Raw genomic sequence first — 26,678 nt, 5'->3', positions numbered from 1 at the left:
ATAGGCTTTAAGGACCTATTCCATTCTTTTTTTAAATTCCGGTATACTCGTACTTGTCAGGTACTTTATAACTACCATCCTTATACGGAATAGTTATTTTATTTATTGGTAGAAAACCATTGATACAACTTCCTGATACTATAATCAGATCATAGAATTCCTTTCCTGAATGTTCTAACAGCCATCTGTTTTCATTGCATTTCTGCATGCCAGTAGCGCCTTCGTAGGAGCTTTGGGTAACAAGATGCAGCACCTTCATCAGTTTATCATCTTTAAGAACAATCAGATCATCCCAGGAAGCATTGCTTCCCATATGAGTAATTGCTCCGCCAATGACAACACCGGTTAATTTATCACCAACCTTAATTAGATTATTGAAATAGCCGGAACTTCCATACATCCCCCCTCCTCCAGCTTCTATTAAATAAGAAATTGTTTGCCAACGATCATCTGCTTTTTTGAAAGCCCATACATCCACCCAACCTGAAACAGGGGCTCCAGCTCCTTTTGCAGTGTTTGTGAACATTGCAAGGCAGTAGATATTATTATTCTGTTTGAAATATATAATAGAGTCGGTTGTTCTGGTCAGCTCCACAGACGGACCACCACTCATATGAATTTCAATTGGCAAAGTATCATAAACAGGTTTTGTTAGTCCTGCAATTTGAGCTTCCAGAAAATCGGATTGTTTAGGTAATATCTCGAACTCATTGATATTTCGTTGCTTAATAAGAGGTGCTATAATACCCTGTAAATCCAGTACCGACCTGGCAGTAGTTAGGTTATCGAGAAAGGTTTTTACGATTTTACCAGTTTTGGTATTCTCATATTGTCTGACGAAGGAAATATATTCTGTTTTATTTTCGGGTAGAATAGAACTCAATTTTTCGTGTTCATCAAAAGTGGGAGTATTTTCTTCTCCAAACAGGTAGCCGTAGCAATAACGCTCATACAGTACCAATGCTTCGGGTGCAAAAATGCTGGTAGGATAGGCATCCAGATATTTCTCCCAGTTCAAAACTCTTTTTCCTACGAGATTCACAGAAATCATTATACCGGCATCAGCACTAAATAGAACAGTATCTTCATCTGCTACTAATTGCAAATATGCTTTGTAATCAGGAGGCAGGGAAGATTTAAACAGGTCGGTATAAAATGTCGGAACCAAACGCAATATCGTATATCCTTCACCGATACCCCATGGCTCTATGCCAGCAGTAGCTAAAAGCTTGATTCGTTGCTCCACATTAGCCGGTGGATTGATTGAATGTGTTTTCTCTGAATAATAGTTCACATATTTATCGAGCCACACTCCCTCATTATTAGACATGCCTATCAATGCAGTATCTACATATTGCGAAAAGACATGGTAAAGTTGGGCAGCAGTTTCCTGATTTATTCCCGGCAATTGTTTTTCAATAGCCTGTCGTCTGCTCACGATACCTGCTACGTATTCCTCTGTGGTTAGGAATTGTAAATCCTGCGGCTTGTTCAGATGTGCAGCATTAGTGGTATCAAGAATTTTGGATGTTGCACTTTTACTTTTTTTATTGCCGCCATTGCAGGCAAATAATACTGTACAGAAAAGGAAAAAAGGAATCCCGATCTTAAGGTCATTAAACATTCTTTTCATGGTATATATAAACGAAAATACTACATAAAGTTAGAATAAACTTCCCTGTATTACTTTCGGTGGTACAGCAGGTTGAAACAAACCTACGATAGTAAATGGTTGCTTTATACTGGCATGCATATTTTGAGTAGATCCCAGGAAGAAATGCAAATCAGAGTGGCGAATATATTCGAGATACTTTTTTCGAACTTCCATAATTGCCTTTTGTTCATTCTGCTTTTTCAAAACTTTCCAATATAAGGATGCCAGTTCCCAATCTTCTATAGGTAACACCAACTCCTGGTTTTTATCATCCGTAAATCTGAAAGAAAATTTGTAGGGCAATTTCTTCATTATCTGGAAGGGATTTTCAGGATTCTCCACACCTTGCATATGATTCTTTTCTTCCTGAAGCTTCGCCAGTTTTTCTTCATTCCAATCCCTGGTTTCCTCCTCTATTTCAAAGCCAATAATCCGCTGGGGTTTAAAAACAGCCAGCGATGTATAGAATGCTTCATGCTTGGATTCCATCAGGAGGTTAGACAAGTTGCGGTAAACGCGTTTAAGCACTATATTTTTTCTTTCTTCCCAATAGTCTTTCATTCCTACATGGCCAATTTTCTTAATCGGCGTATCAGGGGATTTAGGACTGAAGCTTTCGAGCCGGAAATCCTGAGTATTACGAACCAGGTCTACCTCCACCCAATCATAAAGCTGGAATTGTTCGTCGTATGCTTTTCTGGAGAATGAGATGGGGTAAATTCTGATGAAAGTTCCGTCTTCGGTAAAACCAGCTATGCTCAGTTGCTCGTCGTAATGCGAGGTTAAGTTGGGGTAACTTTTTACAGTGATTAAAACTTTTATTAGAGGCATGAAAAAGATTTTAAAAGAATGGTTTCCCCGGGTACTTTTTATGTTACGTATTTCCCTTCGGGAACGATTGATAGATAATTTTTGTATTAATTCTTATAAAAAAGACAATAGAGCAAAACTAGGTTAATCGTTGAAAATAAAAAAGTTAGATAAAGTTTTCTACCTGATAACACAATTATTGAAACTTTCTATTGCATTTTTAAATCCCATTTGTGTATTTTGTACACATAAATTTTAACACATGAGTTTTCAAGATGAGCTTAAAAAACTCTTTGTTGAAGAAAATGAAATACCCGAAGAATTCCGTATTTCTGAAATTCATCAGAGAGAGTACCTGGTAAACGGGGAAATGAGACAATGGGATGGACCGGTGAGTGAAGTATATTCACCTATCAATATTCCAACTGCCGAAGGGCTGAAGCGCAAGCTTATAGGTACCTATCCCCTGGGTACAGAAAAAGAAGCATTCGAAGCACTGGAAGCAGCGCTGACAGCATATGACAATGGCCGTGGCGAATGGCCAACTATGCGGTTAGACGAGCGTATTAACTGCCTTTCTGTTTTCGCCCGTAAAATGACGGAACAAAGAACCCTTATTGTAAAGCTGATTATGTGGGAAATCGGTAAGTCGTTTGCCGATTCGATCAAGGAATTTGATCGCACTATTGAATATATAAATGCTACGATAGATGCGCTTAAGGAAATAGATCGTAGTTCCTCCCGCTTTGAAATCAGGGAAGGTACTATCGCACAAATTCGCCGTTCTCCATTGGGTGTTGTGCTTTGTATGGGGCCGTTCAATTATCCGCTGAATGAAACCTTTACTACGCTTATACCAGCCCTGCTGATGGGAAATACTATTCTCTTTAAACCACCTAAGCACGGAACATTACTTCACTATCCGTTATTGCGTGCCTTCATGGAATCGTTCCCTAAAGGGGTTGTAAACACCGTATACGGACGAGGAGCTTCTGTAATCCCTGGAATTATGGCCACAGGGAAAATCAATGTACTGGCATTCATTGGTTCCAGCAAAGTAGCCAATGATTTGCGTAAGCACCATCCAAAGTTAAACCGTTTACGTGCTGTATTAAGTCTGGATGCTAAAAATGCGGCTATCGTAACGGAAGATGCAGACATCCAGGTAGCCGTAAATGAATGTATACTGGGTGCTTTATCGTATAATGGTCAACGTTGTACAGCCATTAAAATCCTTTTTGTACACCGTTCAATTGCAATCGATTTCAATAAGCAATTAAGTGAAGCAATCAGCAAACTGAAATGTGGAATGCCATGGACAAAAGGCGTACAACTCACGCCAGTAGCCGAACCAGGTAAACCTGCGTATATCCGTGAAGTATTGGAGGATGCAAAAGCTCATGGTGCCGCTGTTGTAAATGAAAACGGAGGTATTACAGCCGAGTCATTTGTATTCCCGGCAGTAGTATATCCAGTAAATAATAAAATGAAGCTTTACAGGGAAGAGCAATTTGGTCCGGTAATTCCTATTGTTCCTTACGATGAAATTGAGGAAACAATTGATTACCTGATAGAGTCGCCACACGGACAACAGGTTAGTATCTTCAGCAACAATCCTAACGAGGTAGCGTCGCTGATCGATCCGCTGGTCAACCAGGTAAGCAGGGTAAACATCAATTGTCAGTGCCAGCGTGGACCGGATGTATTTCCATTCACAGGGCGGAAAGACAGCGCCGAAGGAACGCTATCTGTTCACGATGCACTCCGCTCCTTCTCGATCCGTTCATTAGTAGCTACTAAAATGAATGATACCAATAAGCAATTGCTCGAAGAAATTCTGAAAGAACATAGCTCAGACTTCCTAAGTACAAATTATATTTTCTAGTTGGTTAAGTCCTTGCAGCTGTTAGCTGCAAGGACTTTTATAATGAAGCACTTAATGATAAATAAAGCAGCCCGATAATACGGACTTCTTTATTTACGTGGAATAAAATTCCATCGCAAGCCGGTACTCAGATAATAATTTGTACCCAGGCGGTAATATGGCTTTTCTTTAAACATCTCCGAGAGTTTCCTATCTGAAAACGTTGCACTATTGGCCAGATTACTACCTCCAGCCAATATCCAATCGAGATGCTTTCCTATATGCCAGGTGCTTTCCAATCCTGCCTTAATTTGCATATACCCCATTAGTCTTTTTCCATTAACACCATGTGTAACATCGTAAGTATTTCCTTCTGTCCTTACAGTTAATGCAAGATCTGTATACCTGCTCAACGCAGTGCTTACACTTGCTTTCTCAGGGAAATTAATATCCAAAGCAAACCTGCTATCAGTTTTCCATCTCATAAAGATGGCAGGTAAAATCATAGGTGTACCAAATGCATTAGTCAGCATCCCTCCTATACCATAGGAAAACCTTTTACTATGTTGCTTAATAAACAATACACCACCCTGAAGGAAAAGGTCCTGGCCATTGATCTCTTCAAGATCTGTACCTAGTGAAACTGCCGCGATAGCCATCAAACTCCAGCGATTACGCATACTCTGGATATACTGAAAACCTGCGTTAGCATTCAGTAACTCATCGGGAAAGATCGTTTGTTCATAATCTTTATTATTAAGGCGTATATAAGTTCCACTTACTCCAAAAAGTAGGGTACGCACCTTCTTTGTTGCTGTATCCATACGGTTTAGCAGCATAAATCCGGCACCAAAATTATAACGAAGCTGACTTGTTGTAGCACCTGTTTTCACGCTGTCTTCCGGTCTGATATAATGTGATGCAGGTTGGTAATCTGTACTGATAGCAATACCCGGACCATTGAGTGAAGAGGCTCCGAGCTGAGCGTAACTGTAGTTGGCAATAAGTAATAACAGTAGAAAGAAAGAAATTTTTTGCATGTCCGATTTTCAAATGATTTGGAGGAAGACACGCAGAAAGGGGGTTACCCCTATGTGGGAAATAAGATATAGCTAAACTCCTGAAACTATCTATTTTCAAATATTTGTGACCAGTTTGTAACTTTTCTGGTCTAATATCAATTATCGATATTGTTTGATCATTACATAGTGCAGATATATTAGCTAGTTGGAATTTTAAACATATTGTTAATATTGATCGAATTAAATTGTATAATTCCATAAATCTGCGCATGGGATATAGGACCATTGCAATAAAAACTCCAAGAGAAATTTTAACTCCAAAAATATTATGAAAAAAACTAAAAAATACGATGCTGTTGCAGAAGTCAGGAAAATCAGAGAAGAATTAAGTTTGAAATATTGGGGCCGCCATGAATTATTGTTAAAAGATTTGAAAGAAGCACGAATGGCATTTCACATTAAGCAGAAAGCGTTAAAGAAAGGATAGTATTTATACAGTTTAGGCATAGTGGCATTATAATTTGATAATAAAATTATTACAATAATATTGCTATAATTATTTTGATAACGCCTCACATTATTAAATGTATTTTAATGGTATAATATAGCTTTCGTAGAGCTTCACTTAGCTCCAGCTATCTCTCAAAAATGATATTCCAAAATGGACTAAACTCTATATTCTCAAATTGAATCTCATGTAAGCTCCGATCATCCCCCTTATAAATTCCAAACGAAAATGTATCCTGAATTGAGTTTACCAAACTCCAGTTTGTATCATCCAGCTTTTGCTCCCATCCCCTTTCTATATGTACGGTCTTTTTCGCGTTCAGGGCTTTAGACAAAGCGATAACCTTACTCATAACATCCCCTTGAATCTCAGTAGCCACAGCTAATACTGTAAGCCATTCAAAGGCTGTTGTCGTCAAATTTAGGGCATCTCTTTCATTGCAAATACTAAGATAAACATCAGGTGAAGAATTTAGTTTTTCACAAGCTCCACGGGAAGGGGCCCAAACATCTAAATGATGAAAACGAATAGGCGTAGAAGTATTTAAAGTCCATTTCTCAGGTGAATTCCAGGACAATCTACCCAATTTAACTGGTTCGTAGTATTGAGAATCTGGTTTGGGTGAATACTGTAATGACCCAACCCCTATTTTATTATAAAAAGAAGATTGCTTAAATAAAATATCCAATTTTGGAAATACATCATTTCTCCATACTTCCTTATTCCACGGAGCATTCTCTCCTTTTGTATCTCCAAAAAGAAGAAAAAAATGATATCTCCTGTTCCAACTCATTTCACTAAATTTTCTACAAAGTAAAAATATATTACAATACTTTTTTATTTTAGAATAATGAAAGCCACCCTTTATTCTCATACCAGGCCATTAGGTACTATTGATATGAAAATCATTGATGAATCAATGGGTGTAGTTGGTGGTATTCTCACTCCTAATAAGGATTACTTTTCCTTACAACCAATTTTCAGGAGATGTTTAGGAACTCAAAATAATGAGATTGAAAATCTGAAGCTAAATATTCAATTGGAAAATGGCTGTTTTTTACAACCACTCGGTGGATTTTCAATTCTAGATTTACGAGAGACTCCAAATGTAATTTCAGTTGAAATTCCTGGCTCCAATTATTTCAATATTTTTGGGAAAGGTGAGCCAACTACTTTCGTTGAAGAACCATGGGCACCATTGACAATTGACGCTAAGTTAGAGTTTGAAAAGGAGCTAAATAAGGAAATCAATCTGTTTAGGGAAAAAAAACAATTTTCTAACCATCCATTCGCTCAAAATCAATTCTATGCCATGGCAAGACATACACCCGATGATGATGCACTGTTTTATGCTGTTAGCAACACTGAATGTCAATTTGCTGTGATTCACCTTACCTGGACGGGCACGCCAGAAAAAGACCCAACATTTCCAACGTCTCAATTTTATAAAAGCTTTGATGATTTTAAGAAATCATGGGAAGAATGAGTATTCTCATGAAACTTCATTTATATTGATTAGTATTCTGGTTACCACTAAATAATAAACACCATTTAAACCTATTCAGTATGAGAACTTGTATCTTAGTCACTTTTATTGCATTCACATTTTTTTCCTGTGAAAGGAGAACAGCCACCTTAGAAAATGAAAAAGTTGTAAAACAGTTATATGACTATTTCAACAAACACGATTGGGAGAAAATGGCAAATTTGTATGCAGAAGTTGCCGAATTCAAAGATCCGGCATATGGAAAAGATATTGTTCAGCAGACCAGGCAACAAATTGTTAAACACTATTCAGAACTTGGTGAAATGTTTCCTGATGTAAATGATAAAGTAATTGAAATATATCCATCAGGAGAGAAACACGTCATAGTAGAATTTGTATCGACCGGTACATCACAGGATGGCTCCAGATTTGAAATGCCGATTTGTACAATCTTCACTATAGAAAATGGCCTGATCACAAAGGATTACACTTATTACGATAATTTTGAAGAGCCTAAATAATAAAAAGGCGCTTAAATCTTTTGATTTAAGCGCCTTTTTTTATGTATAAATACTATTCTGATAATAATGGATTATTTGCAATAGCATCCACAGGTATTTTAATAGTATAACGGGGATCATTCTTTTGCAGAATGGTGGTTTTACCTCTTAAAATATGCGTGATCTGTGGCTGAGTAGTTCTTCTAAGATCAAACCAACGGTGACCTTCAAAAGACAACTCACGGAATCTTTCATCATAAATTTCATTCAGGAAAGCATCACCACTGAGGGTTGTCAGTCTAGCTTCTTCAACCAGATAAAACGCTGGTGTCAGACGATTTTTCTTAAGCTGATTCAGAAAACCACGTGCTATATCCAACTGGTTCAGTTGTGCAGCCGCTTCAGCAGCAATCAGATACATCTCCGACACCCTGAACGACTGGCGATAATTATTACCTGAACTTACTTTCGCAACTACATTATTATTCTTACTATCCTTTTTGTAGAATACTTTCAGACGAAGATCATTATCCTGGTTATACTTATTAAACAGAGCATCAGATACAATTACAGTCTGAATCTGAATAGCAGTATAATTCTGCTCCAGCGCCTGGATCGTTTCCAAAGAATTATACAATGTTGGCAAGGCTGAAGACTGGTTAAAATCGATCAATGTACCTTTCTTGTCCAATACTGATTTGGCCGTTTCCAGGGCTTTGCTCCATTGGTGTGTATATAAATAGACCCTCGCTGCCAGCGCTAAACCAGACAACTTTGAAAATCTATAGGAATAAGCAGTTTCATATTGGTCGATGTTTACTAGTGCCAGACCAGTTTCTATATCTGCCAAAATCTGATCATATACCTCCTTCACACTATTTCGACGGCCAACATTCTCCATATCCACCTTGGTAACTAAAGGTATAGCCTTGTCAGAAGCAGCAGTTACCTCGTTGTAAGGTTTCCCATAAAGGTTTACCAGGTGAAAATAGGCATAGGCACGAACCAGATAAGCTTCTCCCAGTAGTTGATTTTTCTGTTCCGTGGTACCTTCTGTTGCATCGGGAACCGCGCCAATGATATGATTTGCATAAAAAATTTGCTGGAATTTATTCTTCCAGTCATATGTATTTATGTTGTTCCCATTATTTTCATCCCATAAATAGTTGGGTTGAAGTTGGTTTACATCCCCGGAACGGGTTTCATTCATTTTAATTTCGTCTCCCCTGTAGGAAGCCAGTCCTTTATCATAAACATTGATTGCATAAGCGGCATCAAGTTCTTTGCGGAAATCTTCTACAGTAGTTGGGATAACCTTTCCTACCGGTACAATATCCAGATATTTTTTGCACGAAGTGGCAGTAGTTAATATTCCTATCAGTCCGGCTATATATAATACATTACGCATTGATAACAATTTTAGAAAGTGGCATTCAGGCCGATGGTAAATGTTTTAGGAATAGGCTGAGCATAGATATTTCCCATTGTTTCAGGGTCTAGGAAGCCATCATAGTTACCAGAGAATACGAAAGGATTACGTACTTCAGCGGTTACCTTCAGTGCCTTAAAACGGGTACGGTTACAGATCTCTTCCGGCAAGCGATATCCTAAAGTGATATTACGCACCCGAACATAACCTCCGTTTCTTACCCATAATCCTAAACTTGAATATTGATAGTATTTATCTGCCAGCCAGTGGCCCAGCAATTTCAATTCCTCATTTGTGTTTTCACCATTTCCAAACAGCGGTGGCATTTGTCCATTCGGGTTAGAAGGTGTCCAACGGTCAAGAATCTTATTGGAGGCATTGGTGCCACGATCATAGAAGAATGGATTGTAATAAGGCTGGATTTGTACTTTCTGCCCCAGGTTAAACATTACACCGATAGCAAGATCAAATCTTTTATAGGTAAAGTTGTTATTGAAACCACCTGTGTACAGTGGATCTGATGTACCCATATCATGAAACAAGGCTCTTTGTTCGGCATTGGTCAGGTTACTGTAAGGGAATAATCCGCCTAAATCCGGGTCCCCGGCAAAATCGTCCTGCAGCTGTAACAGCTCCGACAATGTTTGTTTTTTACCCTGATAATTAACGAGGATCATACCATGTTCATTCAGACCAGCATAATCAATTCCCCAAACTGTACCTGTTGCATGCCCTTCCCTGGAAGGGAAATAGGTATTATCCTGCAGGGTTTCACGCAATACGGTGTTCTTATTGTATGAGAAATTAAAATCAGTTGACCAGCGGAAATCCTTACGGATGATATTACGGGTATTGATACTAAATTCTACACCACGGTTACGCATTTCAGCCCAATTGACAGTCATATTCTGGAAACCGGTTTCCAACGGTAATGCACGAACGTTTATCAGATCTTTTCCATGACGATCATAGTAATCGGCAGTAATATTAACCCTGTTCTTAAGTACACTGATATCAATTCCTATATTCTTATTGATAGTTTTCTCCCATCTGAGCTTCGCATTCGGAGGGGTGCCTACCTGGATAGTTTGTATCGGATTTCCTGGTAAGATTGGCACATTCACATAAGTGCCTACAACAAATGGCGAAGTGTTTTTATCAATATTTCCTTGCAAACCATAAGAAGCACGTACATTCAGTGCATTGATGAAATTTACATCCTTCATAAAAGGTTCTTCCATCACTCTCCATAATCCGCTTACCGACCATAAAGGCAGGTATTTATATTTAGGATCAACCCCAAACAGATCAGAACCATCGAAGCGAATACTTCCACCTAGTGTATAACGGTTGTTGTAAGTATAACTACCTGTACCGAAAAATGAAACAAATGCATTTTCCAGATAGGTATTAGTATTCTTATACAGCTCACTTATATCATTGTCGTTCTGAAATTTGATAGGAATAGTTGTCAGCGTTTTCGGATCATAACCATACCCTGTATTGGTAAGGTATTTCTCTTTAACCCTTCTCAGCTCATTACCTGCCATGAAAGTAAAGTCATGTTTTTTATTCAGGTTGAAGTTATACTCCGCCATTGTTTTGAGAGTATACTGCTGCATGTTACTATTGCTGTTATTGATTACGCCACCATTAGGGATAATGGTTTTCTGAGTACCGGTCGCCGGATCGTAACGCATGTTCTGATCTGCCAGCAATCTAACATAATAAGTATTGCCTAAAGCAATCTGTTCGCCAGTTGTGATGTCTGATTGAACACCCAGTTGAGAGCTTACATGCAACCCTTTAATCACTTCATAATCCAGTTTGAAATTGGTATTCACCGACTGGGTTTTGAGTGTGTTGGAGGTATTTTTTCTTTCTTCCAGGAGGTTAAAGTCTACCACATTTCTATCGCCTCCAATGTTCTTGTCGTAAACGTAGTTACCATTGGCATCAAGAACATTCAGATAAGGATTAGCCAGGCGTGAATATTGTACCGGGTTTGTATTTCCACCACGATTAGAATTGAAAGAAGTCTGGCTACGTTGATTTGCAAAAATACCGGCAGAAAATTTAAGTTTATCTGTCAGGTCGTAGTCAGTTTTCAGGGTGATATTATATCTGTTGGCACCTGTTCCGATGGTTGCACCTTTTTCATCATAATATCCTCCGCTGAAATAATAGGAAGATTTATCGCCTCCACCAGCAACGCTTACACTATGTTCCTGAGTAAATGCACTTCTGAAGATAAGGTCATTCCAGTTGGTATTAATCTTTCTTAATGCATTAATTTCATTACGTGCAGAAGAATTAATACCATCCAATCCTTTAGTAGCAAGATCCTCAGCTGAGACATTGTACTTCCGAAGGATGCGTGAAACTTCTCCATTATTTTCGCCATAGGTGAAATCAGATGCAAACAGATCTAGCTCCAGATTTACTTTCTGGTCGCTGTTCATCAGATTTAACCGGCTTAAATCCGGTTTCTGGGTAAAGGTGAAATTGTTGCGGTAATTTACAGATAATCGCTCTCCTCTTTTCCCGGATTTAGTAGTGATCACAATTACACCATTGGCAGCACGGGCACCATAAATAGCAGTAGCGGCAGCATCTTTCAGTACAGTAATACTTTCGATATCTGAAGGGCTATAACCAGCAATAGAGGTAGTATAAAGTTGATCTATTGCTTTGGCATCTTCTAATTTTGGGAGATTTGTACCCTCAACCGGTAAACCATCAATTACCCATAAAGGGTCCTGAGTGCCCTGTAAGGAAGAGGTACCACGGATACGTATTTTTGCCGCCTGACCAGGAGCGCCCGATTGTGGTGTAATAGCCACACCGGAAAGCTGCCCCTGCAACATTTGTTCTACACTCATTACGCCACCAACATCGATTTTATCCATGTCGATTTTGTCGATAGCGCCGGTCGATTTATTTTTTCTAATAGTTTGGTAACCGGTAAATACAAATTCGTTCAGGTTTTTCCCGGCGGTAGCCAAAGCTACTTTATAATAATTGCTGGCCGTAAGATTCAATAACCTGGTTTCATATCCCATAAAACCAATAGTCAATTGCTTTACAGATAAGGAATCCGGCAATTTTATTGAAAACTCTCCTTTTTCATTGGTAATAGCGCCAATACTAATGTTTTCAATTACATTTTCCGTACCGGTAGTAGTACCAATTGTTTTACTACTTACATACACCGACACTCCAGGCAATGCTTCACCAGACGTGGCATCTACCACCTGGCCCCTAACAATACGCTGGTTTGTCTGGGCCTGGGCCCACCCCGGGGAAAGGCATACTGCCATAAGAAGGCAGAATACCTTTGCTAAAAACTGATTTTTTTTCATTACTTACAGAAGATCAGATTCTCGATTGATTGATTTATTTATTGTTTAAGGCTTGCTGAATACGGATAATCAAATCATTATAATGATCTGCCGTTGCCCTGTCATTAGTATTCTTACGGCTGTTCAATAACAGCAACAAACGACTTAGTTCGCCACGTTTTGCACTCACTGCATCAGATACACGATGAATAGAGAAATAATTGAGATTGCGGGAAGCACGTTCATTTTCTTGTTGTGGTTGCATGGAAAAACTACAGAATTCATTAAAGCCGGTAAGTTCAAATTGTGTTTGCAACTTTTTAGCTGAAGGAGGTGCAATAGACTTATCAATACTTACTATCAAGGCATCCACAAAACCTTTTTGACTGTTACGCTCAAAAATATCCAGAGATTGGCCTTTGATGGTTTTGGCAAAAACACCCTGGTGCATATCGCTCATCAAATCTGAAACGGTGTAAGCGGAAGAGCCGTTGGCTGCTTCATTTTCCAGCATGCGCGACAATCTTTCATCGCGAAGCAGATCGTAGTAAAAGAAAGATTGTAAACCCTTAGCATATACTAAAGCGCCATATTCTATATTACCAATCGGACTTTCCTTAATAGGATAACTTTTGGTATAAATATCATTTTTAAACAGCCATGCCGGTGTGTTAAAAACTTCTTCAATAAGATATTTTACAGCTTCCTGTTGTTTCTTCTTTGGTACATGCTGATAGCTGTTTTGTTTCTGTCCGAAAACCGTAGGGGTAACATAAATTCCACCAACATTAGCCAATACATGATAGCCATATTGGTTCCACTGGCCGATAGCACTGTTCAGCATTTTTCCTGCTTCATCATAAGTGCTACCCTCTTCTTTTGTCCAGCTGAGGATCTGAGGTACTATACGCTTCAAATTCAGCAGACCATACTTACTGGCTTTCACTGCATCATTGCCAAGATCTTCTATCTGGCTGCGCGGGTCAATGGCATCTCTTACATCCTGTTGTTCCCCGAATGCATACAGAGGGTCATTTTCGTGGGCACGCAATTGTTTGTTCAGTTCCGGCAGCTCTTCATGCGGATTCTTACCAGTATAGCGATATGCCCATCCGATAGCGAATTTATCATACACCCCAATAGCCGGAGTGATCTGAGTAACGTTATCTCCCGGCTGTGCCACATAGTTAAACCGTGCATAATCCATAATAGAAGGTGCAGTACCACCCATCCGGGAAGTAAATTCCGGAGAACGCAGTGAGTCCACATCAAAAGCAAAGGAACTACCCATATTATGTTGGAGCCCTAAAGTATGGCCCACTTCATGGCTGGATACAAAACGGATGGCATGGCCCATCAATGAGTCGCTAAACTGATTTCCTCTGGCACGCGGATCAATAGCTCCAGTTTGGATTCGTACCCATGAATGCAGTGTGCTCATTACATTATGCCACCAGATAATATCTGCCTCAAGAATTTCACCCGAGCGTGGATCTATAACAGATGGACCCATAGCGTTAGCTTTTGCAGAAGCAGCATAGGTAACTAAAGAATAACGTGCATCATCTCCATCAAAATCGGGATCATCGGTTGGGGCATCTTTTGCAATGATGGCATTTTTGAAACCGGCTGCTTCAAAAGCTTTCTGCCAATCTTCAATCCCGGCTTTAATATAAGGGCGCCATTGGGCTGGTGTGCTGGCATCTATATAGTAAATTATCGGCTTCTTAGGTTCCACAAGTTCCCCTTTCAGGTAACGCTGCAGATCTTCTGGCTTAGGTTCCAGGCGCCAGCGGGTTATCAGTTCACGCTCTTCCAGTTTATGTTGTGCATCACTAAAATACCATCTTGGAGTGGTAAAGAGCCCTACTCTTCTATCAGCAAATCTTGGCTTCATGGGTTGTTCACTAAGCAAAACCAAATTAGTAGTGGTTTCGATAGATACTTCCACACCGGTGATTTTCGATGTCAACTCAGATTTAGCTACTATATTTTCCTGGAATGATTTGATACCACGAATCCTGGAAAGGTCTCTGATAGGTGAACCTGGCAGTCCTAGTGCTTCAAAAACATTATTAATACTATTATTAGATCCATCAAATAATTTGGAAACATTCACAACTACTGCCGAGGAATCCTTACTAATTGCCTCTATCTTAAACTGATCGATCAGCGATGGAATAAAATTATCGGCCACAGATTGGGCGATAGCGTTATCGGCTGGTACTTCCAGGAATGGGTTTTGCTTACGCAAAAAGATTTTATTCAGAAGGGTATCTCTTTCAAATGCAATGACCATATTGGCATAGTTCATGCCTTTATTAACTCCTGCATCGTTGAGCTGCTCCGGCACTTTGGAAAGCTTATTCACTACAAGCAGTTGCCGGCCCAATAGGTTCAGGGGAATTTCAAAGTAATAATCAGTCTTCACCCGGTGCACTTTCATCAAACCATTACTGGTTACGGCATCCGAGGTGATTACTTCAGAATAGGGTTTCATCCCTTTGGTATCGGGTTTCTTTTTAGCAGTGGTATCTGCAACAACAACAGCTGTTTTCTTTCCGAACAGCCATCCACTTTTCTTCCTTGATTGAGCAATTACATCAGTGGATGTAAAATATTGTGTCGAAAGGGCTACGCATGGGAATAGCCATAACAGTTTCCTGTAACTCACGTGCATAAATAGGATGTTGTTAAATTGTTTTAAACAATACTTATGGGCAATAACGATCCAGTCCCATTGCGGAAATCAGGAATAACTATATGAAATAGCTAAACCCAGCAAGGGCTGGGTTACAAAGGACGAACGGATTGCTATAAAGTATTGGTGCGGCTATATTAATTTGGGCACGGATCTCTTCTCAAGCAAAATGGTTTCTACGTTTAATATATTTTTAAATTCAAGGCCGCAAAGCTATTGAAAAGTATAACGTAAACCGCTTTTCGTTAGACAACTTTCTAAAACTTGATAAAATAGTGCGCCGAAAACGGCTACAGCAAAGCGTTTCCGTTCATCATATTTTTTAAATTTTTTTATTAACTGGGTTATTTCGAACTACTAACCATATTATTGAAATGCTTTAAGGAGACTATCTTTATAGGCCGGTGAAACTTCCACCTCAGTTCCATCATTAAGGCAAACATACCCGCCGGCACCTTTATGATAAGACTGTACGAAGTGAATATTTACAATATGGGATTTGTGAACTCTAACAAATGGATGGGGTAACATCTCTGAAAAATGCTTAAGAAAACGACATACCATCTTTTTAGTTCCATTGATCAAATAAACATCTGTAAAATTTCCATTACCCTTCAACCTAACAATTTCATTCATCTTTACAACATCAAAACCATCAAGCGTTGGCAAAATCACCTGTTGCATGCCTGGATTATTTTCCCTGGCATTCTCCATGATTATACGATTCCTGTTAAGCCATTGCTTTTGTTGTAATTGTTGCTGCACCTTATTTACAGCCAGAATCAACTCTTCTATGCTAACAGGTTTGAGTAGATAATAAGCAGCACTCTGATTTAATGCTCTGAGTGAATACTCTGAAAAAGCTGTAACAAAAATAGTTTCGAATTGCAGATCCTGGCATCCTTCCAATACATCAAAAGCATTTCCAAAAGGCATTTCTACATCCAGAAATACCAGTTGTGGCTGCAGTTCATGCAGGAGTGAAATGGCTGTCCGGCTATTTTGTGCAGTACCAACCACCTCCACCTGGGGGCAATACTTACCGAGGTAATTTTGCAATGCAATTGTAGCCGCGGCTTCATCTTCAACGATTACCGATTTAATTTTTTCTGTCGAAATCATGCTTGTTAATTAAAGGCAAATGCATTATTACCTGGGTTCCTGTTGCTCCTTCAGTTGTAATTTCCGTCACCTGCAGGTGAATCTGGAGATGGTATATATCATTCAGCAAATTTATTCGTTCTCTCGTATTTGTTATACCCCTAGATTGGTGTTCTTTCTGGTGGATGGTTTTCAAATTTTGACTACGTGTCAGACCAATTCCATTATCCACAACCTCCACCCGGATATACTTTTCAGTTTTTGAGAAACTAACACGGAGTAATCCTTTGGTATCTTTATAGCGGAGCCCATGCCAGACGGCATTTTCCAGGTGTGGCTGGATCAACATATTAGGAATCATCATCATTTCCTGGTCTAAATCTTCATCAATATCCAGAATGTATACAAATTTATCTGTGAAGCGAAGCAGTTCCAGGTCGAGATATCTTTTCAGCTGTTCAGCTTCCACAGTTAGCGGAACAAAATCCTTATTTGAATTTTCCATTACATTCCTCATCAGGCCTGAATATGAGGTAAGATATTTATTTGCCTCCACCTCATTGTTTTCTGCAATATATTGATTAACACTATTGAGACTATTGAAGATAAAATGCGGATTCATTTCCCGGCGTAAGGATTGTAATGCAATTTTTTTGTTTTTTATTTTGATGGATCTTAGCGAATGGATAATAAATAATAACAGCACTACCATGGCCAGAATAAAGGAAATCAGGAAATAATTAAGTTTATTTTGATTGCTGATAAGGGCCAGTTGCAATACTTTTTCTCTTTCCAGATCTTTGATTTTCCCTTCTGTAAGATCAAACAGGCTTGCATCAACCAGGGAACTATCCCTTCGGATGAGTGAATCCAGGTTATGCAGAAAATTGTCATACTGGTTAAGCGCAGCAGCAGCATTTTTATGTTGTTTATAATGCGTAGCCAGGGCCAACAGGCAATCTTTGGCTTTTGAGGTATTCCCGCTTTTAAAGGCAAGTTGATATGCTTCTTCCAGTAGTTTACCGGTTTTGTCGGGCTGCTGATCTTTAGCATATAACTGAGCTAAACCCTGTATTTGGTTGATTTGTAGCTCAGTATTTTGTTCATTCTTCGCTTTTTCTAAAATATCCTCATTACTGCGGATCGCGTCTGAAATATTATTATCGGTAACGTATACTTTGGAGATCTTCCTACCAATGTCTGTGATTTCCAGTGTACTATTACTTTTCTCTATTGCTTTTTTATAACTGGCAATAGCATCAATTTTATTATTCTGTAAGAGGAGACTATTGCCTAGTTGCTTGTAAGCATAAGATGCTTCTTCCTTTTTGCCTTCCTTTTCAAAAATATTGATGTTGGATTGAGCATAATTTGATTGTTGAAGTGGACTACCTGTATTGCGCAAACGATTGGCATCATTAACATTCACCAGCTCCAGGCTCTTGTCTTTAGACAGATTGGCTGCAGTCTGGTAGTTGGCAATGGCTGATTCGATTTTATTTTGCATTTCCTGCACCTTAGCCAAAGCCCGTGTAACGGTGGCGGTATTAGCATGATTTAATCTGGTATAGATTTCCAATGCCTTCTTCAGATAATCTTCGGCCTTGGCATACTCATTTTTTTCCGTCAGCTCATTAGCTAATGCCTCATAATCTGCAGCTGTTTGCAGATCATTATCATCGGCAGTCAGTGACCTTGAGAGTTTACTGGCTGCTTTGGAAACCGAACTGCTGTTGCCCTTCTTTCCCTGGGCAACAACAGTTTCCGCAACAATCATCAACCTAAACAAGATAAATATATATAAACCGTAACGTACCATGAACATAGATTCTGTTGCAAAATAATGCTTTTCAAAACGGGTTTCTATTAATTCACCCAGTCAACCTGCCATTTCACCAAGTGCGCCAATTCCCATGGATCAGAGCAACTACTTTCATATTATAATCCTAATTCAAGCAATATGAAAGTGACACTATTTACCGGCCTGTTACTGGCATCCGGATTCCTGGCATGGAAACATGATTCCAAACTACAATCCATTGAAAAAGAATATACCAAACCGGCTATTAGCTCTCCTTCCGCCAAGGACAATACCCGTATCCAGGTAGCTATATTGCTGGATACTTCCAATAGTATGGATGGACTTATAGACCAGGCAAAATCGAGGCTCTGGAATATTATAAATACGCTTACCACTTTGAAATTTCAGGGTAAAGCTCCCATCATCGAAATTGCGCTATATGAATATGGAAATGATTGGCTTTCCAGGGAAACCGGTTTTATCAGACAGGTTGCTCCGCTAACCACCGATCTCGACCTGATTTCTGAAAAGCTATTTGCCCTCAAGACCAACGGAGGGGAAGAATATTGCGGTGCTGTAATCAAAAAAGCTGTAAACTCATTGGATTGGGGCTATAACCCAGCCGATCTGAAACTAATTTATATTGCCGGTAATGAAGAATTTACCCAGGGCAAAGTCAATTATGTTTCAGCTGCTTCCGAAGCCCTGAGCAAAGAAATTTATGTTAATACAATCTTTTGTGGAAGTAAACAGGAAGGAATCGCCATTAAATGGAAAGATGGTGCTGACAAAGGAGGTGGTAAATATTTCAACATAGATTCAGACAGAAAGGTTGACTTTATAGAAACTCCATATGATAGTCTGATCACCGTATACAATTCTAAAATCAATTCAACCTATTTCGGATATGGCAGATATGGGGCCTCAAAGAAAAGCAACCAGTTACAGCAGGATGCCAATGCAAGTTCTATTTCCAGGGCTAATTCTATAGAACGCTTTGTTAGCAAATCAAAATCTGTTTATAAAAATGACACCTGGGATCTGGTAGAACTTAATGAAAAAGATCCTACCCTTCTCTCAAAAATCAGCCAGAGTGAGCTTCCTCAGGAGCTTCAGGGAAAAAGTACATCAGAATTAAAACAAATAGTAGTAGCGAAAGGAAAAGAAAGAGACAGTATTCAGAAAGCTATGGTGGTATTAGGAAATAAAAGGCAAAAATACATAGATGAAAAAATGAAATCGAGTTCGAAAGCAGATGATCTTGGCACTGCTATCAAGCAATCTATAATCACTTTTGCCGTTACAAAAGGATATACTGCAGAAAAGTAATACCTGTTAATCCCAGCCTAAAACACAAGCCTGCATTATTTGCGGGCTTGTGCATTTTCCATCATTTTGTCGCATGATTCTAATTACAGGAAATAATATCATGAGTAGATTTCCTAAGCGAGGAAATAATTGATACATCCTGGAATTAATTGCAAATTCCATTTACATCTATCATACACGAGGTATTTAAACTGTCTGTTAATCCGTTTCTAACCATTTGCAAAACATTGGCCTGTTGGTCTGCTGTGGATGCAGTAGAAAGAGTACCTGCCACGACTGTATAAACAATCACCTGATTTTGGGCATTTTTGATAAGCCAGGCACGCCCACTATCGTAAAGGGGATTCTCAACAAATATAGTGGTTGTACCTTCCTGCAATTGAAACGGGGGTATTTTCCAAATATCCTGAAAACTGAGCTGGGTAATGAGATTGAATGCACTCATCTGATCTTCTGACGAAACACTAGCGGGAGCAGTGGGAATTCTGCCTATATTGTTTATTTTAATATTACAGGTTCCGGATGATGCTTGTTTTACATTATTTTCCATAGAGATGTTTGATTAAATAAGATTTACTGTAAATAATAATACAGATCGTTGTAAATCTAAGCGGCCGGAGAAACAGGCTACAGGACAGATGACCCACCATGTATACCTGTTATCAAAAATAAAGAATATCATTTATTTCTGACTATCTTTCTATGCTTTGCACCGAACTCCAATAAAGCATTAAATACATTACGGGTTTCATATGCATGTTCTGCAAGTGAATAGGAAACGGTGACTGGTTTGGTATTATTAATAGTTCTTATTACGAGTAGATTTTGTTCTAACTGTTGCAACTCCTTTGTTAAGACCTTTGGTGAAATGCCAGCAACTGCTTCCTGCAAATCTTTAAACCTCATTGTGCCGAAATAGGATAAATTTTGCAGAATACATAATTTCCACTTGCCACTTAATAGTTCAATAGCATCTCTTAATGCCAACGACCTCTCTTTTCCAGTATCTTTTTCGCAAGGTGTGATTAATGTCATGTTTAATCAATTTTGTTACTTTCCTAAAGGTAACGGATAGTGTAAGGAAGTTAAAGATAAAATAGTTTTACCGGGAAATTTAAAACGCTGTTGATGAAAATATCCTTAATTGCAAATATCTCTGCAAATGGTAAAGTACTGTTATCTGAAAACACCACTTACCAGGCCCCCCGGGAAGCTACGGGAATATTTATGGAAGTTGCCAACAGGGCAGGCAACCTGGTACTCGGAAAGAAAACCTTTGAGATGTTACAAAGGGTAATCGGAGATGTTAAAGTCGCTTTTCCAGGGGTGGAACTGGTATTAATATCAACATCACAAATAGCCACCAACGATTTCAAAGTTGTTAGCAGTCCGGAAGCGGCAATTACCTATCTGACTGCAAAAGGGGCTCAGGAAATTGCAGTCGGAGGAGGTACAATTACCTATAATTCCTTTCTGGAAAAAGATTTAATAACTGATATCTATTTCAATATACATCCTGTAATTGTTGGACATGGTGGTGTTTTAGCAACGGATAATGAACTGACATTAAAGTTCAAGCTGGTATCTTTAAAACAAATAGGTGAGAATATAGCACAACTACAATTGACTAAGATATAGACAATCTACCTAATAAATTTATTTTGAGCAGGCAGGTTTCCGGGAAAGTTGTTTGTGTCTTATCTTTGCGGCATATTAATAAAAATATGAGTCAATTTCCGCATATAAACCTGCCGTTAAAGAACAAGCTGACATTCACTGCTAACCCGGTAAATGTAGTACCATTGCCGAATGGCGAGATCTTATTGAACTTTGCGAGTCAGCCACTGATTACAAAGCTCAACGCTAATCTTGAAATTGTATGGGAAAAGATCATACAAGGGAATAATGCAAACTATGTAAGCAGCAAGCTTTCTGCTTCTTCTGATGGCCGCCTGATTGCTATTGCGGGAATGACTGATCTGCGTATCCTTGATGCAGAAGCAACCAAGGTGCTACATTCTGTAGAACATGGCTCCTGGGGCTGGTTTCTGGGTGCTGCCTGCTTTTTCACCAGAGATAATAAAACTATATGGTATGTATTGCCGGGTGATGAAAATGAAAATGATAAGTTAGAGGTAATGGATGCTACTACTTTTGAAGCCATTGCTTCATATCCACTGCTGGAAAGCCAACAACACGCTTACACATTTCATGCAACACCGGATAATAACATTATTCTGCTGGAAGCGGCTGCCGGGCAGGAAAACTCTATCCTGCTTCAGTTACAACTAATCGATGGCGTTATTTCCCTTACTGAATTAACCCAATGCGACGACGTAATTATGGGTAACTTTGCACCATCAGGAAAAGAGTTTGTTATGGCTCCTCATTATGACGGTCCTGTTGAAGTCTACTCTTTTCCAGAAATCGTTAAGATAGCGGAGCAAAAACAGGAAGCAATTTTCGATGGTAGCAAAGATTTTCCGGCCTCTGAACCAGATAACATCAACTACAGCGTATTCTTTGTAGATGATAATAATATCCTGGTAGTTACACAGTTTGGAAGATTGTTATTGCTCGATAGAAAAGATTTACGCAGCAAGGCTGAAGTAATGCCTGAAGGCATCGAATTTACAGCCTATGATCTGGATGGTAATCCAACTACCAATCCTGATTATATCTATGACTACAGCAGCAATATTATAAACGTAATGATAGTTCATAACCAATTACTGTTGACAACTGGCGAGGGTCAGTTGCGCAGCTACAATCTGCCTGTATAATAAAAATACTTAAAGTGTCTCCGTTATTGGAGACACTTTTTTTATCATATTCACTATTTACATTTACCCCTACTCCAATACCCTCCTGAATTCCATCCCTAAATCTGATTTTCCCATGAGCCTCTCAGGAAAGTAAAATTGAGCTTTTCAGGAAACTGCTTATCCTCACTCTTCCCTATTTTTGCAGTATAATAATTTGAGATGAAAACAACGAAAAGATCGCGACGCTTACTTAGGATTTTAAAAGGAATTGCCGCAACGATTGGGGTTCTCATCGTTCTAATAGCACTGTTTATGATGCACCCACAATTTGGAAAAAGGCCTTCCGGCGATAGACTGGAACGTATTAAAAAATCAGCACAATTTAAAAATGGAAAGTTCAGGAACACCAATCCTACTCCACAGGTGACACAAAGCCTGTCTGTAGCCCTGTACGACTACTTGTTTAATAAATCAAAGGAAAGTCAACCTACCCATAAAATTCCTTCCCTGGCTGTCGATTGGTCACAATTACCAAATGATCGCCCGGTTTTAATCTGGCTGGGGCATTCCTCCTATTTTCTTCGGGTAGATGGGAAAAATATCCTGGTAGATCCGGTACTGAGTGGCAGTGCCTCGCCTATACCAGGTGGTGGCAAGGCTTTTGAAGGTTCGGATGTCACAACTCCGGAAGCACTTCCCAATATCGATTATCTCTTTATTTCTCATGATCATTACGATCATATGGATTATAAAACGCTGAAGACCCTGAAGAACAAAGTCAGTAAAGTGATTGTTCCTTTAGGCGTTGGTTCGCATCTGGAGTATTGGGGATATAACCCTAATCAGATCATGGAAAAAGACTGGTGGGAAACAATAAATTTAGACGGAGGTTTTACTGTTACTGTAACCCCGGCCCGCCATTTTTCAGGACGCAGTATCTGGTCGGCCAATACCCTTTGGGCTTCATATGTGTTACAAACCCCTACTCAAAAACTCTATCTGGGAGGTGACAGTGGATATGATACTCATTTTAAGGAAATCGGGGATAAATACGGTCCTTTTACTTTAGCCATCCTGGAAAATGGGCAATACGACCTGAGTTGGAAATACATTCACATGATGCCAGAAGAAGTAGTTGTGGCAACAAAAGACCTGAAGGCCCAGGTACTATTTCCGGTACACTCATCAAAGTTTGTATTAGCGAACCATTCCTGGTATGAACCATTGGAACGTGTAAGCAAAGAGGCACTGAAACAGGGCCAGGCAATTATTACACCTTTAATTGGTGAAGTAGTTGAATTAAATAATATGAATACAAAACCCTGCTACTGGTGGAAGAAATAAACTGATGGATTTTAAAAATAACATCATGAAACAACAGGAAGATATACACGGTATTCAACGGGCCTGCTATTCTAAAAGTAGCAAGGCAGGTGAGCAATTCATAAAGGAACATGGTATATCTTTCATTGTTTCCGGGGAGATGGAGGCTTACGATGGCAATACCAAACACCTGTACCGAAAAGGTGATGTAGTATTATACCGCAAAAATGCGTTAATCCGTTTTGTGAAATATCCGGGCCATGATGGTTTTGAAGCCATCTCTGTTATTCTGGAAAAAAATCTGTTAAAAGAATTTGCTGAAAGACACGAAATACATTCTGATAAAAATCCAAAGGAAAGTTTGTTTAAAGTGGAACCAGATGAATTAATCAGTTCTTACTTTACAGGGCTTGAAACCTGGTTTGGCAATAAAATCAGTATAGAATTAGCCAATATTAAAAAGATAGAAATAATTCATTTGCTTCTACGCAATAATAAAGCCTTGAAAAATGTATTGTTTCATTTTGGGATGCCCGGCAAAATAGATCTGGAGGCTTTTATGAATACAAATTTCAGGTTTAATGTGCCGCTGACGCAACTCGCTTTTCTTACAGGCAGAAGTTTGGCTACCTTCAAACGTGATTTTGAAAAATTGTTTCAAACCTCTCCCAATAAATGGATTCAACAAAAACGATTAACGGAAGCACATTATTTGCTCGAACATAAAAAGATGAAGGCAAAGGATGTGTATTTGGAAATTGGTTTTGAAACCTTATCGCATTTCTCCTATGCGTTCAAAAACCGCTACGGCATAAACCCGTCGCAGTTATAATTTAAAACTTTATAAAAACAATACAGTAAGGGCTTTCCCAAGTCAGGAAAAGCCCCGGGGCATCGTTTTGCCCAAAATCAACATAACTAAAATAAATGATTATGAATAAAACAATCTTTATCACCGGAGCCTCTTCCGGTATCGGACAGGCTACAGCACTTTATTTTGCAGAGCAAGGCTGGAATGTGGTTGCAACTATGCGTAGTCCGGAAAAGCAGGATGTACTGAAAAACAACGACCAGATACTCGTTTTAAAACTCGATGTTGAAAAACCGGAAACATTCAGTGAAGTAATTAATACCTCCCTCTCCAGGTTCGGGAAAATTGATGTTTTGTTGAATAATGCAGGATACGGACAACATGGTCTTTTTGAGGCAACAACTCCAGAGCAGATTCAACGCCAGTTTTCCGTTAACCTTTTCGGAACTATGGAAATCACAAGAGCTTTGCTGCCTCATTTCAGAGAGAATAAAAGCGGAAACATCATCACCGTTACCTCTGGTGTTGGTAGGGTAACTGTACCATTGGTTTCCATCTATGCAGCATCAAAATTTGCACTGGAAGGCTTCTTCGAATCACTTTCCTTCGAATTAGCATCACAAAACATCAAAGTAAAAATCATTGAACCCGGCAATATCAGCACCAATTTCGAACAAACAACGAAAGCTAATTTTGCAACTGATGAAACGCTGACGGATTATTCATCTTATCTGAAACAGATGGATGAAGTTTTCAAAGCTATATATAGCGGTGGCGGTGCTACCGCAACTGATGTTGCTGCAACTATTTTTAAAGCAGCTACAGACGAAACTAATATCTTACGGTATGTGATAGGCGAAGATTTGCAACCACTTATCGACATCCGGAACAACGGTACAGATGAGAACTATTTGAATGTACTGAGAAGCACTTTTTCGCCTCAGAGCTAATCAAAGATAATGACATCAATATATATCAAAAATCAAAAGCCTGTCTCTGCATTGTAGAGAACAGGCTTTTAATTTTGTCTGTGAATCTGAATGGATTATTTTCCTAAGCAAATTCTATTAAGCTTCGAAGTATGTTTTTAAATAAAAACTACACCAGCTTTATTTTCCAAACAACTCTTTCAACTTTATTTCAATTTCTCCATCTCCTTCTTCACCAAACCCAACCTGCTTCATAATTATTTTACCATCCGGACCAATCAGATAAGCAGTAGGTACGGCTGTAACAGCAAAACTATTCACTGAAACATTTTTCGTATCCAACACTTGTGGCCAGGGTAATTGTTGCTTTTTCAGTTCATTAAGCCAGGCTTTTTTATCCTGATCGATGGAAATACCGAGAATCTCAAATTCATCACCACGGTACTTCTGGTATAGCTCTTTCATGTGTGGAAAGGAAGCTTTGCAAGGTCCGCACCAGCTCGACCAGAAATCAATCAACACATATTTACCACGAAGGCTACTGAAGGTCGTTGGCTTATCTTCAGGCGAGTTCAATGTAAAGTCTAACACTTCAAAACCTGCTACTGCACGTGTTAAACCAATCAAACGTGCATTAACCTCTTCAGCCGGAGCTGTACGTTTCTGAAGTTTTCCCAGCTTGTTATAAAGCCTTTGGAGATCATCTGATGGTATAACAGTCTGATAACGGCCAAGTATAAACGCACCGATGTAAGAACCTGCATTAGTTTCAACAAAATTGCAGATATATGGAATTAACATCGTTTTTACCTTTTCCTGGAAAACCGCATTATATGCCGAATCAATGGGATGGTCTCCATGAAAATGTTCAGTTACTGCTGCTTTCATTTCTAATCTCACCTTCTCTCTACCTTCTTCAAAAGCCTGAAAAGCAGTAGCCGAGCGATTTCCACGAATCTTACCGGAACGAAGTCCTTTGGTCACATCTTCCACATCAATATAAACGGTGCCGGGAGCATCTATTACTAATGGAAAAGCAGCAGGACCTTTTCTCGTTTTATTATCATACTCAGAGTGGATATAAGGCATACCATCCTTTACCCAAGGCATAGTAATGGTAAACCTACCATTTTTTATTTCAACTGAATCCTGATATTCATCCTCTCTAAATACATAAACTTTGTTATATCCCTTAAGATCACCTTTCACGGTTCCCTTAATAACAATCTTGGATTGAGCCACCGAGTTAATAGCAACTCCAATCAGTATTAAAACCGAAAATAACTTTCGCATACTTATAATTT

At 39.1% G+C, this 26,678-nt stretch carries 22 protein-coding genes; 10 read left to right on the top strand and 12 right to left on the bottom strand.

What is annotated here, in order from left to right; all coding sequences use genetic code 11:
- Positions 1-31: 31 nt before the first annotated feature.
- Complete coding sequence (locus DVR12_RS23785) at positions 32-1,633, bottom strand: hypothetical protein (RefSeq protein WP_147323535.1); 1,602 nt, start codon at positions 1,631-1,633, stop codon at positions 32-34.
- Positions 1,634-1,663: 30 nt separating this feature from the next.
- Positions 1,664-2,485 (bottom strand): hypothetical protein, encoded by an 822-nt coding sequence (locus tag DVR12_RS23780; RefSeq protein ID WP_116978311.1) that lies wholly within the window; start codon positions 2,483-2,485, stop codon positions 1,664-1,666.
- Positions 2,486-2,726: 241 nt separating this feature from the next.
- Between DVR12_RS23780 and DVR12_RS23775 the strand changes: the two genes are divergently transcribed.
- Positions 2,727-4,349, top strand: a complete 1,623-nt coding sequence (locus tag DVR12_RS23775) for an NADP-dependent glyceraldehyde-3-phosphate dehydrogenase (RefSeq protein WP_116978310.1) — start codon at positions 2,727-2,729, stop codon at positions 4,347-4,349.
- Between the two features lie 89 nt (positions 4,350-4,438).
- On the opposite strand, the gene DVR12_RS23770 is transcribed toward DVR12_RS23775, so the two are convergent.
- Positions 4,439-5,368 (bottom strand): DUF6268 family outer membrane beta-barrel protein, encoded by a 930-nt coding sequence (locus DVR12_RS23770; protein WP_116978309.1) that lies wholly within the window; start codon positions 5,366-5,368, stop codon positions 4,439-4,441.
- Positions 5,369-5,678: 310 nt separating this feature from the next.
- Here DVR12_RS23770 and DVR12_RS27660 point away from each other — a divergent pair, with 310 nt between their 5' ends.
- The gene (locus DVR12_RS27660) at positions 5,679-5,837 is read left to right on the top strand and encodes a hypothetical protein (RefSeq protein ID WP_158563355.1); all 159 of its coding nucleotides are present in this window, start codon (positions 5,679-5,681) and stop codon (positions 5,835-5,837) included.
- A gap of 148 nt (positions 5,838-5,985) precedes the next feature.
- Here the strand turns inward: DVR12_RS27660 and DVR12_RS23765 are convergent, their stop codons facing one another.
- Entirely contained in the window at positions 5,986-6,651 is a 666-nt protein-coding gene (locus tag DVR12_RS23765; protein ID WP_147323534.1) for a hypothetical protein, read from the bottom strand.
- Between the two features lie 57 nt (positions 6,652-6,708).
- Here DVR12_RS23765 and DVR12_RS23760 point away from each other — a divergent pair, with 57 nt between their 5' ends.
- Both DVR12_RS23760 and DVR12_RS23755 read left to right on the top strand, forming a co-directional pair.
- A complete protein-coding gene (locus DVR12_RS23760; RefSeq protein WP_116978307.1) occupies positions 6,709-7,344 on the top strand; it encodes a hypothetical protein in 636 nt (211 codons plus the stop codon).
- Positions 7,345-7,424: 80 nt separating this feature from the next.
- The gene (locus DVR12_RS23755; protein ID WP_116978306.1) at positions 7,425-7,865 is read left to right on the top strand and encodes a nuclear transport factor 2 family protein; all 441 of its coding nucleotides are present in this window, start codon (positions 7,425-7,427) and stop codon (positions 7,863-7,865) included.
- A gap of 52 nt (positions 7,866-7,917) precedes the next feature.
- Here the strand turns inward: DVR12_RS23755 and DVR12_RS23750 are convergent, their stop codons facing one another.
- The 5 genes from DVR12_RS23750 to DVR12_RS23730 form a co-directional block, all read right to left on the bottom strand.
- Positions 7,918-9,252 carry a RagB/SusD family nutrient uptake outer membrane protein gene (locus tag DVR12_RS23750; protein ID WP_116978305.1) on the bottom strand — a complete coding sequence of 445 codons (1,335 nt, stop codon included), beginning with the start codon at positions 9,250-9,252 and terminating at the stop codon, positions 7,918-7,920.
- An 11-nt stretch (positions 9,253-9,263) separates the two neighbouring features.
- Positions 9,264-12,593: a SusC/RagA family TonB-linked outer membrane protein gene (locus DVR12_RS23745; RefSeq protein WP_158563354.1), complete on the bottom strand. Its 3,330-nt coding sequence runs from the start codon at positions 12,591-12,593 to the stop codon at positions 9,264-9,266.
- Between the two features lie 76 nt (positions 12,594-12,669).
- Positions 12,670-15,294: a zinc-dependent metalloprotease gene (locus tag DVR12_RS23740; RefSeq protein ID WP_116978303.1), complete on the bottom strand. Its 2,625-nt coding sequence runs from the start codon at positions 15,292-15,294 to the stop codon at positions 12,670-12,672.
- Positions 15,295-15,681: 387 nt separating this feature from the next.
- Entirely contained in the window at positions 15,682-16,437 is a 756-nt protein-coding gene (locus tag DVR12_RS23735) for a LytR/AlgR family response regulator transcription factor (protein WP_116978302.1), read from the bottom strand.
- Complete coding sequence (locus DVR12_RS23730; RefSeq protein ID WP_158563353.1) at positions 16,415-18,193, bottom strand: tetratricopeptide repeat-containing sensor histidine kinase; 1,779 nt, start codon at positions 18,191-18,193, stop codon at positions 16,415-16,417. The genes DVR12_RS23735 and DVR12_RS23730 overlap by 23 nt, the downstream gene beginning before the upstream one ends.
- A 183-nt stretch (positions 18,194-18,376) precedes the next feature.
- Here DVR12_RS23730 and DVR12_RS23725 point away from each other — a divergent pair, with 183 nt between their 5' ends.
- Entirely contained in the window at positions 18,377-19,546 is a 1,170-nt protein-coding gene (locus DVR12_RS23725; protein WP_116978300.1) for a vWA domain-containing protein, read from the top strand.
- 145 nt (positions 19,547-19,691) lie between these two features.
- On the opposite strand, the gene DVR12_RS23720 is transcribed toward DVR12_RS23725, so the two are convergent.
- On the bottom strand, positions 19,692-20,096 hold the full coding sequence (locus DVR12_RS23720; RefSeq protein ID WP_116978299.1) for a hypothetical protein: 405 nt from the start codon (positions 20,094-20,096) through the stop codon (positions 19,692-19,694).
- A 128-nt stretch (positions 20,097-20,224) separates the two neighbouring features.
- Positions 20,225-20,581, bottom strand: a complete 357-nt coding sequence (locus tag DVR12_RS23715) for a winged helix-turn-helix transcriptional regulator (protein ID WP_116978298.1) — start codon at positions 20,579-20,581, stop codon at positions 20,225-20,227.
- Positions 20,582-20,674: 93 nt separating this feature from the next.
- On the opposite strand from DVR12_RS23715, the gene DVR12_RS23710 reads away from it, so the two are divergent.
- The 5 genes from DVR12_RS23710 to DVR12_RS23690 all read left to right on the top strand — a co-directional run bounded on the left by DVR12_RS23710 (position 20,675) and on the right by DVR12_RS23690 (position 25,395).
- Positions 20,675-21,184, top strand: a complete 510-nt coding sequence (locus DVR12_RS23710; RefSeq protein WP_116978297.1) for a dihydrofolate reductase family protein — start codon at positions 20,675-20,677, stop codon at positions 21,182-21,184.
- An 86-nt stretch (positions 21,185-21,270) separates the two neighbouring features.
- Complete coding sequence (locus DVR12_RS23705) at positions 21,271-22,329, top strand: hypothetical protein (RefSeq protein WP_116978296.1); 1,059 nt, start codon at positions 21,271-21,273, stop codon at positions 22,327-22,329.
- Between the two features lie 201 nt (positions 22,330-22,530).
- Positions 22,531-23,655, top strand: a complete 1,125-nt coding sequence (locus DVR12_RS23700) for an MBL fold metallo-hydrolase (RefSeq protein WP_116978295.1) — start codon at positions 22,531-22,533, stop codon at positions 23,653-23,655.
- Positions 23,656-23,680: 25 nt separating this feature from the next.
- Positions 23,681-24,466: a helix-turn-helix domain-containing protein gene (locus tag DVR12_RS23695; protein WP_116978445.1), complete on the top strand. Its 786-nt coding sequence runs from the start codon at positions 23,681-23,683 to the stop codon at positions 24,464-24,466.
- A gap of 101 nt (positions 24,467-24,567) precedes the next feature.
- Entirely contained in the window at positions 24,568-25,395 is an 828-nt protein-coding gene (locus DVR12_RS23690; protein WP_116978294.1) for an SDR family oxidoreductase, read from the top strand.
- A gap of 159 nt (positions 25,396-25,554) precedes the next feature.
- On the opposite strand, the gene DVR12_RS23685 is transcribed toward DVR12_RS23690, so the two are convergent.
- Positions 25,555-26,667, bottom strand: coding sequence for a TlpA disulfide reductase family protein (locus tag DVR12_RS23685; protein ID WP_116978293.1), 1,113 nt, complete (start codon positions 26,665-26,667; stop codon positions 25,555-25,557).
- Positions 26,668-26,678: the final 11 nt, after the last annotated feature.

It is taken from the genome of Chitinophaga silvatica, assembly GCF_003419895.1.
Taxonomy (GTDB): Bacteria; Bacteroidota; Bacteroidia; order Chitinophagales; family Chitinophagaceae; genus Chitinophaga; species Chitinophaga silvatica.
The sequence above is the reverse complement of the archived record's forward strand: the minus strand, read 5'-3'. Positions and strand labels throughout refer to the sequence as shown.

What these genes read in the sequence shown, in the direction of transcription:
- DVR12_RS23755 (WP_116978306.1), top strand. Translation starts at nt 7,425, where the DNA reads ATGAGAACTTGTATCTTAGTCACTTTTATTGCATTCACATTTTTTTCC.
- DVR12_RS23715 (WP_116978298.1), bottom strand. Translation starts at nt 20,581, where the DNA reads ATGACATTAATCACACCTTGCGAAAAAGATACTGGAAAAGAGAGGTCG.
- DVR12_RS23780 (WP_116978311.1), bottom strand. Translation starts at nt 2,485, where the DNA reads ATGCCTCTAATAAAAGTTTTAATCACTGTAAAAAGTTACCCCAACTTA.
- DVR12_RS23695 (WP_116978445.1), top strand. Translation starts at nt 23,681, where the DNA reads ATGAAACAACAGGAAGATATACACGGTATTCAACGGGCCTGCTATTCT.
- DVR12_RS23730 (WP_158563353.1), bottom strand. Translation starts at nt 18,193, where the DNA reads ATGATTGTTGCGGAAACTGTTGTTGCCCAGGGAAAGAAGGGCAACAGC.
- DVR12_RS23750 (WP_116978305.1), bottom strand. Translation starts at nt 9,252, where the DNA reads ATGCGTAATGTATTATATATAGCCGGACTGATAGGAATATTAACTACT.
- DVR12_RS23710 (WP_116978297.1), top strand. Translation starts at nt 20,675, where the DNA reads ATGAAAATATCCTTAATTGCAAATATCTCTGCAAATGGTAAAGTACTG.
- DVR12_RS23775 (WP_116978310.1), top strand. Translation starts at nt 2,727, where the DNA reads ATGAGTTTTCAAGATGAGCTTAAAAAACTCTTTGTTGAAGAAAATGAA.
- DVR12_RS23685 (WP_116978293.1), bottom strand. Translation starts at nt 26,667, where the DNA reads ATGCGAAAGTTATTTTCGGTTTTAATACTGATTGGAGTTGCTATTAAC.
- DVR12_RS23720 (WP_116978299.1), bottom strand. Translation starts at nt 20,096, where the DNA reads ATGGAAAATAATGTAAAACAAGCATCATCCGGAACCTGTAATATTAAA.
- DVR12_RS23725 (WP_116978300.1), top strand. Translation starts at nt 18,377, where the DNA reads ATGAAAGTGACACTATTTACCGGCCTGTTACTGGCATCCGGATTCCTG.
- DVR12_RS23770 (WP_116978309.1), bottom strand. Translation starts at nt 5,368, where the DNA reads ATGCAAAAAATTTCTTTCTTTCTACTGTTATTACTTATTGCCAACTAC.
- DVR12_RS27660 (WP_158563355.1), top strand. Translation starts at nt 5,679, where the DNA reads ATGAAAAAAACTAAAAAATACGATGCTGTTGCAGAAGTCAGGAAAATC.
- DVR12_RS23700 (WP_116978295.1), top strand. Translation starts at nt 22,531, where the DNA reads ATGAAAACAACGAAAAGATCGCGACGCTTACTTAGGATTTTAAAAGGA.
- DVR12_RS23705 (WP_116978296.1), top strand. Translation starts at nt 21,271, where the DNA reads ATGAGTCAATTTCCGCATATAAACCTGCCGTTAAAGAACAAGCTGACA.
- DVR12_RS23735 (WP_116978302.1), bottom strand. Translation starts at nt 16,437, where the DNA reads ATGATTTCGACAGAAAAAATTAAATCGGTAATCGTTGAAGATGAAGCC.
- DVR12_RS23785 (WP_147323535.1), bottom strand. Translation starts at nt 1,633, where the DNA reads ATGAAAAGAATGTTTAATGACCTTAAGATCGGGATTCCTTTTTTCCTT.
- DVR12_RS23745 (WP_158563354.1), bottom strand. Translation starts at nt 12,593, where the DNA reads ATGGCAGTATGCCTTTCCCCGGGGTGGGCCCAGGCCCAGACAAACCAG.
- DVR12_RS23765 (WP_147323534.1), bottom strand. Translation starts at nt 6,651, where the DNA reads ATGAGTTGGAACAGGAGATATCATTTTTTTCTTCTTTTTGGAGATACA.
- DVR12_RS23740 (WP_116978303.1), bottom strand. Translation starts at nt 15,294, where the DNA reads ATGCACGTGAGTTACAGGAAACTGTTATGGCTATTCCCATGCGTAGCC.
- DVR12_RS23760 (WP_116978307.1), top strand. Translation starts at nt 6,709, where the DNA reads ATGAAAGCCACCCTTTATTCTCATACCAGGCCATTAGGTACTATTGAT.
- DVR12_RS23690 (WP_116978294.1), top strand. Translation starts at nt 24,568, where the DNA reads ATGAATAAAACAATCTTTATCACCGGAGCCTCTTCCGGTATCGGACAG.